The sequence below is a fragment of the Stenotrophomonas sp. KH_052 genome (genome assembly GCF_057838755.1).
This window is the reverse complement of the sequence record NZ_CM174475.1, coordinates 3,531,631-3,543,963: the sequence shown is the minus strand read 5'-3', so window position 1 is coordinate 3,543,963 and position 12,333 is coordinate 3,531,631. Positions and strand designations below refer to the sequence as shown.

The 12,333-nt window shown below is 65.9% G+C and carries 14 protein-coding genes; 13 read left to right on the top strand and 1 reads right to left on the bottom strand.

What is annotated here, in order from left to right; translation table 11 throughout:
* Positions 1 to 4: 4 nt before the first annotated feature.
* The 6 genes from lepA to recO are packed head-to-tail and all read left to right on the top strand — an operon-like array spanning position 5 to position 5,384.
* Positions 5 to 1,798: a translation elongation factor 4 gene (gene lepA / locus AC3ITW_RS16380; protein ID WP_041864573.1), complete on the top strand. Its 1,794-nt coding sequence runs from the start codon at positions 5 to 7 to the stop codon at positions 1,796 to 1,798.
* A gap of 54 nt (positions 1,799 to 1,852) precedes the next feature.
* Entirely contained in the window at positions 1,853 to 2,647 is a 795-nt protein-coding gene (lepB, locus tag AC3ITW_RS16375; protein WP_006382890.1) for a signal peptidase I, read from the top strand.
* A 52-nt stretch (positions 2,648 to 2,699) separates the two neighbouring features.
* Entirely contained in the window at positions 2,700 to 3,083 is a 384-nt protein-coding gene (locus tag AC3ITW_RS16370; RefSeq protein ID WP_006382889.1) for a DUF4845 domain-containing protein, read from the top strand.
* Complete coding sequence (rnc, locus tag AC3ITW_RS16365; RefSeq protein ID WP_012511808.1) at positions 3,073 to 3,753, top strand: ribonuclease III; 681 nt, start codon at positions 3,073 to 3,075, stop codon at positions 3,751 to 3,753. The genes AC3ITW_RS16370 and rnc overlap by 11 nt, the downstream gene beginning before the upstream one ends.
* Positions 3,750 to 4,646 carry a GTPase Era gene (gene era / locus AC3ITW_RS16360; RefSeq protein ID WP_006382863.1) on the top strand — a complete coding sequence of 299 codons (897 nt, stop codon included), beginning with the start codon at positions 3,750 to 3,752 and terminating at the stop codon, positions 4,644 to 4,646. The genes rnc and era overlap by 4 nt, the downstream gene beginning before the upstream one ends.
* A gap of 18 nt (positions 4,647 to 4,664) precedes the next feature.
* Positions 4,665 to 5,384, top strand: coding sequence for a DNA repair protein RecO (recO, locus tag AC3ITW_RS16355; protein WP_180889897.1), 720 nt, complete (start codon positions 4,665 to 4,667; stop codon positions 5,382 to 5,384).
* A 541-nt stretch (positions 5,385 to 5,925) separates the two neighbouring features.
* On the opposite strand, the gene AC3ITW_RS16350 is transcribed toward recO, so the two are convergent.
* Positions 5,926 to 6,654 carry a response regulator gene (locus tag AC3ITW_RS16350; protein ID WP_046985822.1) on the bottom strand — a complete coding sequence of 243 codons (729 nt, stop codon included), beginning with the start codon at positions 6,652 to 6,654 and terminating at the stop codon, positions 5,926 to 5,928.
* Between the two features lie 127 nt (positions 6,655 to 6,781).
* Here AC3ITW_RS16350 and rlmD point away from each other — a divergent pair, with 127 nt between their 5' ends.
* The 7 genes from rlmD to AC3ITW_RS16315 all read left to right on the top strand — a co-directional run bounded on the left by rlmD (position 6,782) and on the right by AC3ITW_RS16315 (position 12,293).
* Positions 6,782 to 8,116 (top strand): 23S rRNA (uracil(1939)-C(5))-methyltransferase RlmD, encoded by a 1,335-nt coding sequence (rlmD, locus tag AC3ITW_RS16345; protein WP_489389734.1) that lies wholly within the window; start codon positions 6,782 to 6,784, stop codon positions 8,114 to 8,116.
* A gap of 33 nt (positions 8,117 to 8,149) precedes the next feature.
* Positions 8,150 to 8,635, top strand: coding sequence for a CYTH domain-containing protein (locus AC3ITW_RS16340; RefSeq protein WP_032972015.1), 486 nt, complete (start codon positions 8,150 to 8,152; stop codon positions 8,633 to 8,635).
* Positions 8,636 to 8,748: 113 nt separating this feature from the next.
* Positions 8,749 to 9,444: a DsbA family oxidoreductase gene (locus tag AC3ITW_RS16335; RefSeq protein WP_012511804.1), complete on the top strand. Its 696-nt coding sequence runs from the start codon at positions 8,749 to 8,751 to the stop codon at positions 9,442 to 9,444.
* A gap of 163 nt (positions 9,445 to 9,607) precedes the next feature.
* The gene (nagZ, locus tag AC3ITW_RS16330) at positions 9,608 to 10,615 is read left to right on the top strand and encodes a beta-N-acetylhexosaminidase (protein ID WP_489389733.1); all 1,008 of its coding nucleotides are present in this window, start codon (positions 9,608 to 9,610) and stop codon (positions 10,613 to 10,615) included.
* Positions 10,615 to 11,169 (top strand): hypoxanthine-guanine phosphoribosyltransferase, encoded by a 555-nt coding sequence (locus AC3ITW_RS16325; protein WP_006382796.1) that lies wholly within the window; start codon positions 10,615 to 10,617, stop codon positions 11,167 to 11,169. The genes nagZ and AC3ITW_RS16325 overlap by 1 nt, the downstream gene beginning before the upstream one ends.
* Positions 11,170 to 11,251: 82 nt before the next feature.
* Entirely contained in the window at positions 11,252 to 11,998 is a 747-nt protein-coding gene (locus AC3ITW_RS16320; protein ID WP_489389732.1) for an S-methyl-5'-thioinosine phosphorylase, read from the top strand.
* Positions 11,999 to 12,086: 88 nt separating this feature from the next.
* Positions 12,087 to 12,293: a cold-shock protein gene (locus AC3ITW_RS16315; protein WP_005410590.1), complete on the top strand. Its 207-nt coding sequence runs from the start codon at positions 12,087 to 12,089 to the stop codon at positions 12,291 to 12,293.
* Positions 12,294 to 12,333 lie beyond the last annotated feature (40 nt).

Here is a 12,333-nt window from a genome sequence, read left to right as displayed (position 1 = left end):
TTCGATGCGGAACATCCGCAACTTCTCCATCATCGCCCACGTCGACCACGGCAAGTCCACGCTGGCCGACCGCATCATCCAGCTCTGCGGCGGCCTCCAGGCCCGCGAGATGGAAGCGCAGGTGCTCGACTCCAACCCGATCGAGCGCGAGCGCGGCATCACCATCAAGGCGCAGTCGGTGTCGCTGCCGTACCTGGCCAAGGACGGGCAGACCTACCATCTGAACTTCATCGACACCCCGGGCCACGTCGACTTCTCCTATGAAGTCAGCCGCTCGCTGGCCGCCTGCGAAGGCGCGCTGCTGGTGGTCGACGCCGCCCAGGGCGTGGAAGCGCAGTCGGTGGCCAACTGCTACACCGCTGTCGAGCAGGGCCTGGAAGTGGTGCCGGTGATCAACAAGATCGACCTGCCCACCGCCGACATCGAGCGCGCCAAGGCCGAGATCGAGGCCGTGATCGGCATCGATGCCGCCGACGCCGTGCCGGTCAGCGCCAAGACCGGCCTGAACGTGCAGGACGTGCTGGAAGCCATCGTGCACCGCATTCCGCCGCCGAAGCCGCGTGACACCGACAAGCTGCAGGCGCTGATCATCGACTCCTGGTTCGACAATTACCTGGGCGTGGTCTCGCTGGTGCGCGTGATGCAGGGTGAGATCAAGGCCGGTGACAAGCTGCAGGTGATGTCCACCGGCCGCAACCACCAGGTCGACAACGTCGGCGTGTTCACCCCGAAGCGCAAGGTGCTGCCGGCGCTGCGCGCCGGTGAAGTGGGTTGGGTCACCGCCAGCATCAAGGACGTGCACGGTGCGCCGGTCGGCGACACCCTCACCCTGGCTGCCGACCCGGCGCCGAAACCGCTGCCGGGCTTCCAGGAAATGCAGCCGCGCGTGTTCGCCGGCCTGTTCCCGGTCGATGCCGAAGACTACCCGGACCTGCGCGAAGCGCTGGACAAGCTGCGCCTGAACGATGCTGCGCTGCGCTTCGAGCCGGAAAGCTCCGAAGCAATGGGCTTCGGTTTCCGCTGCGGCTTCCTCGGCATGCTGCACATGGAGATCGTGCAGGAGCGCCTGGAACGCGAATACAACCTGGACCTGATCAGCACCGCGCCGACGGTGGTGTACGAGGTACTGAAGACCGACGGCACCATCATCAACATGGACAACCCGGCCAAGCTGCCGCCGGTGAACCATGTCGAGGAGATCCGCGAGCCGATCATCCGTGCCAACGTGCTCACCCCCGAGGAGTACATCGGCAACATCATCAAGCTGTGCGAAGAAAAGCGTGGCAGCCAGATCGGCATCAACTACCTGGGCAGCCAGGTGCAGATCAGCTATGAGCTGCCGATGGCCGAAGTGGTGCTGGACTTCTTCGACAAGCTGAAGTCGGTCAGCCGTGGCTATGCGTCGCTGGACTACCACTTCGTGCGCTTCGATGCCGGCCCGTTCGTGCGCGTCGACGTACTGATCAACGGTGACAAGGTCGATGCGCTGTCGCTGATCGTGCACCGCAGTCACGCCGATCGCCGCGGCCGCGAGCTGTGCGACAAGATGAAGGACCTGATCCCGCGCCAGCAGTTCGACGTGGCCATCCAGGCTGCCGTCGGCTCGCAGATCATCGCCCGTACCACGGTCAAGGCCATGCGCAAGAACGTGCTGGCCAAGTGCTATGGTGGCGACGTTTCGCGCAAGAAGAAGCTTCTGGAAAAGCAGAAGGAAGGCAAGAAGCGCATGAAGCAGGTCGGCCGTGTGGAGATCCCGCAGGAAGCGTTCCTGGCCGTGCTGCAGATGGACAACAAGTAAGCCCGCACCGGCCCTGCGGGGCCGGTCGTCTGGTGACGTTGCAAAGGACCCTGAATGAAACTGTTTGAGATCCTCCTGGTCGTGCTGACCCTGTCCTCGGGCCTGATCCTGCTCGCGGACAAGCTGTACCTCGCCAAGCGCCGCGCCCAGCGCGCAGGCCTGCTCGATTCCGAGCCGGTGCTGGTGGACTACTCGCGTGCGTTCTTCCCGGTGCTGGCGATCGTGCTGATCGTGCGCAGCTTCATCGCCGAGCCGTACAAGATTCCGTCCAGCTCGATGATGCCGAACCTGCTGATCGGCGACTTCATCCTGGTCAACAAGTTCTCCTATGGCCTGCGCCTGCCGATCAGCAACACCAAGTTCGTGCCGGTCGGTGAACCGTCGCGCGGTGACGTGGTGGTGTTCCACTTCCCGGGCCATAGCGACCAGGATCCGGCCAAGGGCGAGAACTTCATCAAGCGCGTGATCGGCGTGCCGGGCGACACCGTGGTCTTCGAAGGCGACGGCGTGATCCTCAACGGCGAGCCGCTGAAGTACGACAACAAGGGTATCTACGCCGGCCACAAGGGCCAGGGCGAAGGTGCCAACCTGCTGGTCGAGCACCTCCCGGGCCGTACCCATACCGTGCTGGAGACCGACTATCCGCGCGGCCAGGGCCAGTGGACCGTGCCCGCCGGCAAGTACCTGGTGATGGGCGACAACCGCGACAACAGCGACGATGGTCGTTTCTGGGGCCTGCTGCCGGAAGAGAACCTGCGCGGCAAGGCGTTCCTGATCTGGCTCAACTGCCAGGGCTGGTTCTGCAAGGATGGCTTCGAGCCGTCGCGGATCGGCTCGAGCATCAACTGATCAGGCATCAACTGAGTATTTTTACATCCAACGCGTATCTGGGGAGAGCGCAATGAAGACGATGAACACGCAGCGTGGCATGACCCTGACCTCGTTCCTGGCGGTCCTGATCGTGGTTGGTTTCTTCCTCTACATCGGCATGAAGCTGTTCCCGATGTACCAGGAGTACTACGCGGTGCGCTCGGCGATGAAGAGCCTGGCCAACGAGCCGGGCGTGGGCAGCATGGAGCCGTCGCGGATCCAGGACCTGTTCTTCAAGCGCCTGTACATCAACTACTCGGACAACGTGAAGCCGGCCAACGTCAAGTTTGATCGCCGCGACAATGGCTGGACCCTCAAGGTCAACTACGAAGTGCGCCGGCCGCTGGTCGGCAACCTCGATGTGGTTGGCAAATTCGATTCTTCCCAGGACCTGACACGAAGCGGTGCCCAGTAAATTCATCCAACGTGGCGACCTGATCGGTCATGCCTTCAGCGACCCGGCCCTGCTCAAGCAGGCGCTGACGCATCGCAGTGCCGGTGCGCCGCACAACGAGCGCCTGGAGTTCCTCGGCGACAGCATCGTCAACATGATGGCGGCCGAGGCGTTGTACCGGCGCTGGCCCAAGGCTGACGAAGGCGCGATGACCCGTGCCCGTGCCGAGCTGGTGCGTGAAGGCGCGCTGGCGGTGATCGGGCGCACCCTGGAACTGGGCGAACGGCTGACCCTGGGCCCGGGCGAAATGAAGTCCGGCGGTCATCGTCGCGACTCGATCCTGGCCGATGCGGTGGAAGCCGTGGTGGCCGCGATCTACCTGGATGCCGGCTTCGAGGCCTGCCGGGCGGTGGTACTGCCCTGGTTCAGCGCTTCGATCGAGGCATTGCCGGCCTCCGGCCGGCCCGAGAAGGACCCCAAGACCCGCCTGCAGGAATGGCTGCAGGCCCGACAGAAGGCGTTGCCGCAGTATGAACTGGTGTCAGAATCCGGTGACGACCATGCCAAACACTTCCGGGTACGCTGCATCGTAGCCGACCCGGCCGCCAGCACCGAGGGCGAAGGCGCCTCGCGGCGGCTTGCCGAACAACAGGCGGCTGCGGCCGTCCTAGAACAACTGGATTCCAAGTGAGCGAACAAACTCCCCATCATTGCGGCAGCGTGGCCGTCATCGGCCGCCCGAACGTGGGCAAGTCGACCCTGACCAATGCCCTGGTCGGCGCCAAGGTCAGCATCGTATCCAACCGTCCGCAGACCACGCGCCATCGCCTGCTGGGCATCGCCACCTATCCGGAAGGCCAGCTGGTGCTGGTCGACACCCCCGGCCTGCACAAGGTGCAGAAGCGGGCGATGAACCGGGTGATGAACCGCGCCGCGCGCGGATCGCTGGAAGGCGTCGACGCCGGCCTGCTGGTGATCGAAGCGGGTCGTTGGGACGAAGAAGACAGCCTGGCGTTCAACGTGCTGCGTGACGCCGGCATCCCGGTGGTGCTGGTGGTCAACAAGATCGATCGACTGAAGGACAAGGGCGCGCTGCTGCCGTTCCTGCAGGAAGTCACCGCCGGCCGCGACTTCTCCTCCGTGCATCCGATCTCGGCGCAGAAGCGCAACGGTCTGGAAGCGCTGGTGCGCGACGTGCTGGCACTGCTGCCGGAAGCGCCGCCGATGTTCGGCGAAGACGAGATCACCGACCGCAGCCAGCGCTTCCTGGCCGGCGAACTGGTGCGTGAACAGCTGATGCGCCAGTTGGGCGAAGAGCTGCCGTATGCCACCACCGTGGAAATCGAACGCTTCACCGAAGATGGCAACCTGCTGCGCATCGGTGCGGTGATCTGGGTCGAGCGCGAGGGCCAGAAGGCTATCGTGATCGGCAAGGGTGGTACCCGCCTGAAGGAGATCGGGGCCAAGTCCCGCCTGCAGATGGAGCGTCTGTTCGGGGCCAAGGTGTTCCTGGAAACCTGGGTACGCGTGCGTGAAGGCTGGTCCGACGACGAGGCCGCACTGAAGGCCTTCGGTTACGAGTAACCCGGAACGGTCGCTTCGATGCTGATCGAGGACGACACCGGCTTCGTGCTGCATGCACGGGCCTACCGTGAGACCAGCCTGCTGGTCGAGGTATTGAGCGCGCAGCATGGCCGCATCGGCGTGCTCGCGCGCGGCGTGTCCACTGCCAAGGGCCAGGTGCTGCGCGCCGCCCTGCAGCCACTGCAGTGGATCCGCTTCAGCGCATTGCAGCGCGGTGAGCTGGCCCAGCTGCGTGGCGCCGAGGCGCTGGACGCGGCACCGCGTCTGGTTGGTCAGGCGATGCTGGCCGGCTTCTACCTGAGTGAACTGACCCTGCGCCTGGCCCCGCGCCAGGACCCGCTGCCGGAGCTGTACCTGGCCTACGGCGAAGCGCGTGCGCGACTGGGAGTGGGGGCGGGCCTGGCCTGGACCCTGCGCCGGTTCGAACGCGAGCTGCTGACCTCGCTGGGCCTGGGTTTTGAGCTGGACAGTGCCAGCGACGGTCAGCCGATCGACCCGGCCGCGCGCTACGAACTGGACCCACAGGAGGGCGCGCAGCGCCTGCTCAGCGAGCGCGCTGGCGAACGCCGCGCAGCCGCGACCGGCTCGGCGCTGCTGGCGCTGGCCGCCGATGAAGAGCCCGATGCCGCCGACCTGGCCAGCCTGCGCCTGCCGATGCGGCGGGTGCTGGCCCATCACCTCGGGCCGCGGGGACTGAAGTCCTGGGAAATGCTCGAGCAGCTCGCGCCCAGGCGTTGAGGGGTGTTCGGCAGGGCTTGCAGCCCTGCACCTGCCGAATCAACGTCAACGTCAATTGCAAAAGCTGGCTATCCGTGGGTAGGCGGGGTGGGTCCGGTTGCGGGAGACGCCGTAAACCCATCCATGGGGGCTTGGCCGCGGCATCCATGCCGCGGACACTCCCGCAACCGGACCCACCCCGCCTTCGACAGTTTCTCGCGAGCTGTTGGACATGCCGACGGGGTCGGATCCGTTTTCCGAAGGAAAACGGATCCGACCCCAGTTTGAATTTCGATATCTGACAGGGATTCATCCACGCATGGCGTGGATCTACCAGCCGTCACCGGGAATCTGTCGGGGGTGGGGCGATGTGGGTTGGCAGGACCGTTGGCGCCATGGATGGCGCCATCGAGCCCCCAGGGACGGGTTTACGGCGTGTCCTGCCAATCCACACCGCCCCGCCCAACAAGCAGAAAGCCAGAGCCGATCTGGCTCTGGCCCTTGGTGTTGCTCCGGCTTGAAAGCCTCTGCAGGTGCAGGGCGCAGCCCTGCCGAACACCCCTCAATGCAGCAGGGCAGCCACCGCGTCGCGGAACCCCGCCTGGGCCTGCCCGGACTCCGGCGCATGATGCAACTGGCGCACCGCACGGGCCAGACGTGCCGCGCCCACGAACCCGCAGCTGGCCTGCAACCGGTGCAACTGGCTGCGCAGCTGGCGCTCGTCGTGCTGGTCCACCGCCTGCTCGACCGCATCGCGCACGCCCGGCAATTCGGCCAGGAACAACTCGCGCAGGGCGATCAAATGGTTGCGCTGGCCATTGAGCGCGGCCAGCGCCGCCGTCTCATCCCAGTCCTGGACCTGCAGCTCGACCGCCGCCGGCACCTGTGCCATGACGATCCCGGCGGGGCTGTTGACCAGGGCGCGGCGCACGGCCTTCAGCAACTGGTCGCGGCCCAGTGGCTTGACCAGGGTGTCGCTGAACCCGGCCTCGCGCAGGCGGGCATGAATGGAGGTATCACCGTCGGCGGTATGCGCCAACGCCGGCGTATCGGGGTGTGAACGGCGCAGTTCGCGCAACAACTGCGCACCGTTGCCGTCAGGCAGGTTGACGTCGATCAGCCACAGATCATGCGCGCCGGGCTCGGCGCTGGCCAGGGCACTGGCCAACGAGTCTGCGGTGTCCACGTCCGCCGGTAACGTTTCCAACGCCGCTTTGAAAAAACCGCGGCTGATGATGTCGTCCTCGACAAGCAGGAAGCGGGGCCGGCTGGCCCGCGGGGTCATCTGCATCAGGGCTGCCTCCATGTCAGCTGCTGTAATCATCAAGCACGGCGGCGGCGGGCGCAAGCGGGTCCGGACCCTGCCGGTCAGGATCTGCGACAATACGCGCCCATTTTTGCCCGCAGCCTGTCGCCACGTGGCCCGATCCCGTTCCCGCATCGACCGTACCCCGTTCCAGACCGAAATCCTCGACCTCAGCCATGATGGTCGCGGCGTTGCCCGCCGTGAAGGCGAAGGCGGCAAGATCACTTTCGTCAGCGGCGCCCTGCCGGGCGAGGTGGTCCTGGCTGAACAGACCGCCCGCAGCCGCCATTTCGACGAGGCGCGCACGGTGGAAGTGCTGCAGGCCTCGCCGCAGCGCGTAACCCCGAAGTGCCCGCACTTCGGCACCTGCGCCGGCTGCGTGCTGCAGCATCTGGACGAAGAGCAGCAGATCGTCGCCAAGCAGCGCGTGCTGATGGACAACCTGGAGCGCATCGGCCACGTGAAGCCGGGCACTGTGCTGGCGCCGCTGGTCGGTGAGAGCTGGGGCTACCGCCGCAAGGGCCGCTTCTCGGTGCGCCGGGTCGAGAAGAAGGACAAGACCCTGGTCGGTTTCCGTGAACAGGACCCGCGATTCGTGGCCGATCTCAGCCAGTGCCTGACCGTGATCCCGGAAATCGGCACCAAGGTCGAGGCGTTGTCGACCTTCATCGAGTCGCTTGATGGCAAGCGCGACATCCCGCAGATCGAATTCATCGCCGGTGACCAGGCCGTGGTCCTGACCGTGCGCCACCAGCAGCCCCTGAGCGATGCCGATCGTGCCGCCTGGGCCACCTTCGGCCAGCAGCATGGCTTCGTGATCTACCTGCAGTCCGGTGGCGTGGATACCGTGCAGCCGCTGGACGGGCAGGGCGTGCCGCTGTCGTTCCGGCTTGCGCCGTGGGACGTGGAGCTGGCGTTCCGTCCGCTGGACTTCATCCAGGTCAACGCCAAGCTCAACGAGAAGATGATCGCCCATGCCCTGGATCTGCTGGAGCCGGGTGAGGACGAGCGCGTGCTGGACCTGTTCTGCGGCCTGGGCAATTTCACCCTGCCGCTGGCCCGCCGTGTGCGCGAAGTGGTGGGTGTGGAAGGCGATGCCGGCCTTGTCGCCCGCGCCCGAGAGAATGCCGAACGCAACGGCCTGGCCAATGCCCAGTTCTTCAGCGCCGATCTGACCCAGGACCAGCGCAGCACGGCGTGGATGCGCCAGGGCTTCGACAAGCTGTTGCTGGACCCGCCGCGTTCGGGCGCGATCGAAGTGCTGCAGCAGCTGCCGCTGAAGCAGTTCAAGCGCATCGTCTATGTCAGCTGCCACCCGGGCTCGCTGGCACGCGATGCCGGCTACCTGGTCAACGAACAGGGCTTCACCCTGGTCAGCGCCGGCGCCATGGACATGTTCCCGCATACCGCGCACGTGGAAAGCATCGCGGTGTTCGAGAAGCGCTGATCGGCTGTCATGCCCATCGCGCATAATGGTGCGATGGGCATCGAAATCGAACGCAAATTCCTCGTCAGCAGTGATGGCTGGCGCACTGCCGCGCACCGGGTGATCCCGATGGCGCAGGGCTACATCAACGACCTGGGCGCGCTCGACCGCGGCACCCAGAACGCCTCGGTGCGCGTGCGCATCGAAGGCGACCATGCCGCGCTGAACCTGAAGTCGCGCACCATCGGCCACACCCGCCAGGAGTTCGACTATCCGATCCCGGTGGACGATGCCCGCGCACTGCTGGCGCTGTGCGTGGGTGGCCTGATCGACAAGCGCCGCCATCTGGTCGAGTACGCCGGCCTGACCTGGGAAGTGGACGAGTTCCTCGGCGACAACGCCGGCCTGGTGGTGGCTGAGGTTGAGCTGGACAGCGCTGACCAGGCTATCGACCTGCCGGACTGGGTTGGTACCGAAGTCACCGACGACGCCCGCTACTACAACGTCGCGCTCGCCAACCACCCCTATTCACAGTGGTGAATCCAGAAAAAGGGGACGGAGGGGATTAAGTCGCCTTTACCCCATCTGTGCGGAAAGCGACTTAATCCCCTCCGTCCCCTTTTATCGAAGGTGTCGGCCCCCATGTGGAGGGGATGAGAATCGACATCTACTCCGACGTGGTCTGCCCCTGGTGCTGGATTGGCAAGCATCGTTTCCAGCAGGGTGTGCAGTTGCTGGGCGCGGACGCGCCTGAACTCGACATCCATTGGCAGCCGTTCCAGCTGGATCCGGACGCGGACGCCACCCCGGTTCCGCTGCGCGAGGCCTACGTGCGCAAGTTCGGTGGCGTCGAGCGGACCGAGCAGATCCTCGGCCAGACCCAGACCACTGCGCGTGCAGAAGGCCTGCCGATGGACTTCGGCCAGGGCCAGGTGCGGGTGACCACGCTGCCGGCGCACCGGGTGCTGTGGCTGGCCGGCCAGCACGGCGTGCAGGATGCGGTCGGCGAAGCGCTGTTCCGCGCCCACTTCGAGCATGGCCAGAACCTGGCGGACCCCTCGGTGCTGATCAAGGCCGGCGTGGCTGGCGGCCTCGACGCGGGTGAAATCGCGCAGATGCTGGCCTCCGACCGCGGCCTGGCCGAGGTCGAAGCCAAGCTGGCGCAGGCCCATGCGCTGGGCATTTCCTCGGTGCCGACCTTCGTCATCGATGGAAAGTGGGCCATTTCCGGGGCGCAGCCGCCGGAGGCCTTCGCCAACGCGCTGCGCCAGATCGCTGCCGAACAGGGCGCTCCGGCAGCTTCGGCTGACGGAGACGAGGCCTGCGGCCCGGACGGCTGCAAGGTCTGACCGGATCCGAAAAGGGGACGGAGGGAATTAAGACGTATCCAGCCCGTAGGGGCCGATTGCGGCTTAATCCCCTCCGTCCCCTTTTTCTGACCACTGCGCCTGTCGGCCGGTTCTGCGACAATGCGGCACTGCGCCATGCGGGCGCGTGTTGTGGAGATCGACCATGCTGCTGATCGGCGTTGCCGGCACCGAACTGACTGCCCAGGAGCGTGACTGGTTGCAGCACGATGCCGTGGCCGGAGTGGTGCTGTTCAAGCGCAACTTCGCCTCGCGCCAGCAGGTGACCGATCTGAGCGCGGCGATCCGTGCCGCCGCCCCGCGCCCGCAGCTGATCTGCGTGGACCAGGAAGGCGGCCGTGTGCAGCGTTTCCGCGAAGGCTACAGCGAGCTGCCGCCGCTGCAGGACATCGGTGCGCTGTACGCCACCGACCCGCAGCAGGCGCTGGCCCTGGCCGAGCAGCACGCCTGGCTGATGGCCAGTGAAGTGCGGGCCAGCGGCCTGGACCTGAGTTTTGCGCCGGTGGTCGATCTCGGTCGTGGCAACCGCGCCATCGGCAACCGTGCCTTCAGTGAAGACCCGCAGGTGGTTGCCGCGTTCACTGCCGCCTACGTGCGCGGCATGCACGCGGTCGGCATGGCGGCCACGCTCAAGCATTTCCCCGGTCACGGCACCGTGCTGGAAGATACCCACGTGGATACCGCGATCGATCCGCGTGCGCTCGATGAGCTGCGCGCGCAGGATCTGGTGCCGTTCCAGGCCGGCATCGCCGCCGGTGCCGACGCGGTGATGATGGCGCACGTGGTCTATCCGCAGGTTGCGCCTGAGCCGGCCGGCTATTCCCCGCGCTGGATCCGGGACATCCTGCGTGGCGAGCTCGGCTTCCGCGGCGTGGTGTTCTCCGACGACATCGGCATGGCTGCTTCGCACAGTGCCGGCGGTGTGCCGGCACGCGTGCACGCGCACCTGGATGCCGGCTGCGACGTGGTGCTGGTCTGCCACCCCGAACTGGTCGATGAAGCCCTGCACGCGGTGCAGGGACGCTCCCTCAATACTGCTGCGCTGCTGGGCCTGCTCGGTCGCGGCGCGCTTGGTTGGGACGGCCTGTTGGCCGATGCCCGCCATGGCGACACCCAATCCCATTTGCTTGAAACCCTTGGAAGAACCGTCTGATGCCCAACCTCACCATTTCCCAGGCCCTGGCCCAGGCTGACCTGCTGGTCGACCGCCCCACCATCGACAAGGCCATCGCTGGTATCGCCGACGCCATCGCGCGCGATTACAAGGGCGAGGTGCCGCTGTTCCTGTCCATCATGCACGGCGCGCTGCCGTTCGCCGGCCAGCTGGCGCTGGAACTGGGCGCGCGCGGCCAGGACGTGCAGTTCGATTACCTGCACGCCACCCGTTACCGCGGTGAAACCACCGGCGGCGACCTGGTCTGGAAGCACAAGCCAGCCACCTCGCTGTTCGGCCGCCGCGTGCTGCTGGTCGACGACATCCTCGACGAAGGCTACACCCTGCAGGGCGTGCGTACCTGGTGCCTGGAGCAGGGCGCGACCGACGTGCGCATCGCCGCGATGACCGTGAAGCAGCACGACCGCGCGCTGCCGGACGTGGTTGCCGACTACGCCGGCATCGAACTGCCGGACCGCTACGTGTTCGGCTTCGGCATGGACGTCAACGAAACCCTGCGCTGCGTGCCGGCCATCTACGCGATGAAGGAATAACGGCACAGCCGCCCGCGGCGTGTCTTCTTCCACCGCCGGCATCCTCGGGTGCCGGCGTTCGTCTTTTCATGGAGTGCTTCGAATGCAACAGATCGCCCTGGCCGTGATCGGCGGTACCGGTGTCTACAACCTGGCCAAGCTGGATGATGTGCAGACCCACGAGGTTGATACGCGCTTCGGCAAGCCGTCCGGTCCGGTGCGCGTAGGGACATTGCTGGGCCATCGGGTGGCCTTCCTGGCTCGCCACGGTGAAGGCCATTCGCTGCCGCCGCACAAGATCAACTATCGCGCCAACCTGGCCGCATTGCAGCAGATCGGTGCGCGGCGGGTGCTTGCGTTGAACACGATGGGTGGCATCGGCGACGACTTCGGTCCGCGCGTGCTGGCCTGCCCGGACCAGATCATCGACTACACCTGGGGCCGCATCAGCACCCTCTGTGAAGAAGAGGGCAGCGACGTGCTCCACGTCGATTTCGGCCATCCGTACACGCCGATGCTGCGCAGCAAGATCCTGGCCGCGGCCAAAGTGACCGGTGTCACGGTCCATGACGGTGGCTGCTACGGCGCAACGCAGGGCCCGCGCCTGGAAACCATCGCCGAAATCGCCCGCATGCGCCGCGATGGCTGCGACCTGGTGGGCATGACCGGTATGCCGGAAGCCGCGCTGGCACGGGAGCTGGGGCTTGATTACGCCTGCCTGGCGATCATCGCCAACTGGGCTGCCGGCTGTGGGGACGGCGAGGAGATCACGATGGCCGAAGTGCTGGCCAACGTGCAGGCGGCCAGCAACGGACTTCCGGAACTGGTGGGCGAATTGGCACGGGGGTGATTGTCTTCGCTGAGCAAGCTTTGCATACTCAGCTTGTGCGCGGGTTCAGCGTACACCACCCATTCATTGCATAAGGTCTCGCATCACCATGCCGAACGGTACCGTCAAGTGGTTCAACGACGCCAAGGGATTTGGCTTCATCTCGCCGGAGGATGGCAGCGCCGACGTGTTCGCGCACTTCTCCGCCATCAACTCCAAGGGCTTCCGCAGCCTGCAGGAAGGCCAGCGTGTCACCTATGACGTGACCCAGGGCCCGAAGGGTGCCCAGGCTTCGAACATCACGCCGGCCGAGTGATCCACTCGACAGTGCGTTGAAAACCCCGCTTCGGCGGGGT

Excerpts from the sequence above, each read along its gene's own strand:
- lepA (WP_041864573.1), top strand. The coding sequence starts at position 5 with ATGCGGAACATCCGCAACTTCTCCATCATCGCCCACGTCGACCACGGC.
- lepB (WP_006382890.1), top strand. The coding sequence starts at position 1,853 with ATGAAACTGTTTGAGATCCTCCTGGTCGTGCTGACCCTGTCCTCGGGC.
- AC3ITW_RS16370 (WP_006382889.1), top strand. The coding sequence starts at position 2,700 with ATGAAGACGATGAACACGCAGCGTGGCATGACCCTGACCTCGTTCCTG.
- recO (WP_180889897.1), top strand. The coding sequence starts at position 4,665 with ATGCTGATCGAGGACGACACCGGCTTCGTGCTGCATGCACGGGCCTAC.
- AC3ITW_RS16350 (WP_046985822.1), bottom strand. The coding sequence starts at position 6,654 with ATGCAGATGACCCCGCGGGCCAGCCGGCCCCGCTTCCTGCTTGTCGAG.
- AC3ITW_RS16340 (WP_032972015.1), top strand. The coding sequence starts at position 8,150 with ATGGGCATCGAAATCGAACGCAAATTCCTCGTCAGCAGTGATGGCTGG.
- AC3ITW_RS16335 (WP_012511804.1), top strand. The coding sequence starts at position 8,749 with ATGAGAATCGACATCTACTCCGACGTGGTCTGCCCCTGGTGCTGGATT.
- nagZ (WP_489389733.1), top strand. The coding sequence starts at position 9,608 with ATGCTGCTGATCGGCGTTGCCGGCACCGAACTGACTGCCCAGGAGCGT.
- AC3ITW_RS16325 (WP_006382796.1), top strand. The coding sequence starts at position 10,615 with ATGCCCAACCTCACCATTTCCCAGGCCCTGGCCCAGGCTGACCTGCTG.
- AC3ITW_RS16320 (WP_489389732.1), top strand. The coding sequence starts at position 11,252 with ATGCAACAGATCGCCCTGGCCGTGATCGGCGGTACCGGTGTCTACAAC.
- AC3ITW_RS16315 (WP_005410590.1), top strand. The coding sequence starts at position 12,087 with ATGCCGAACGGTACCGTCAAGTGGTTCAACGACGCCAAGGGATTTGGC.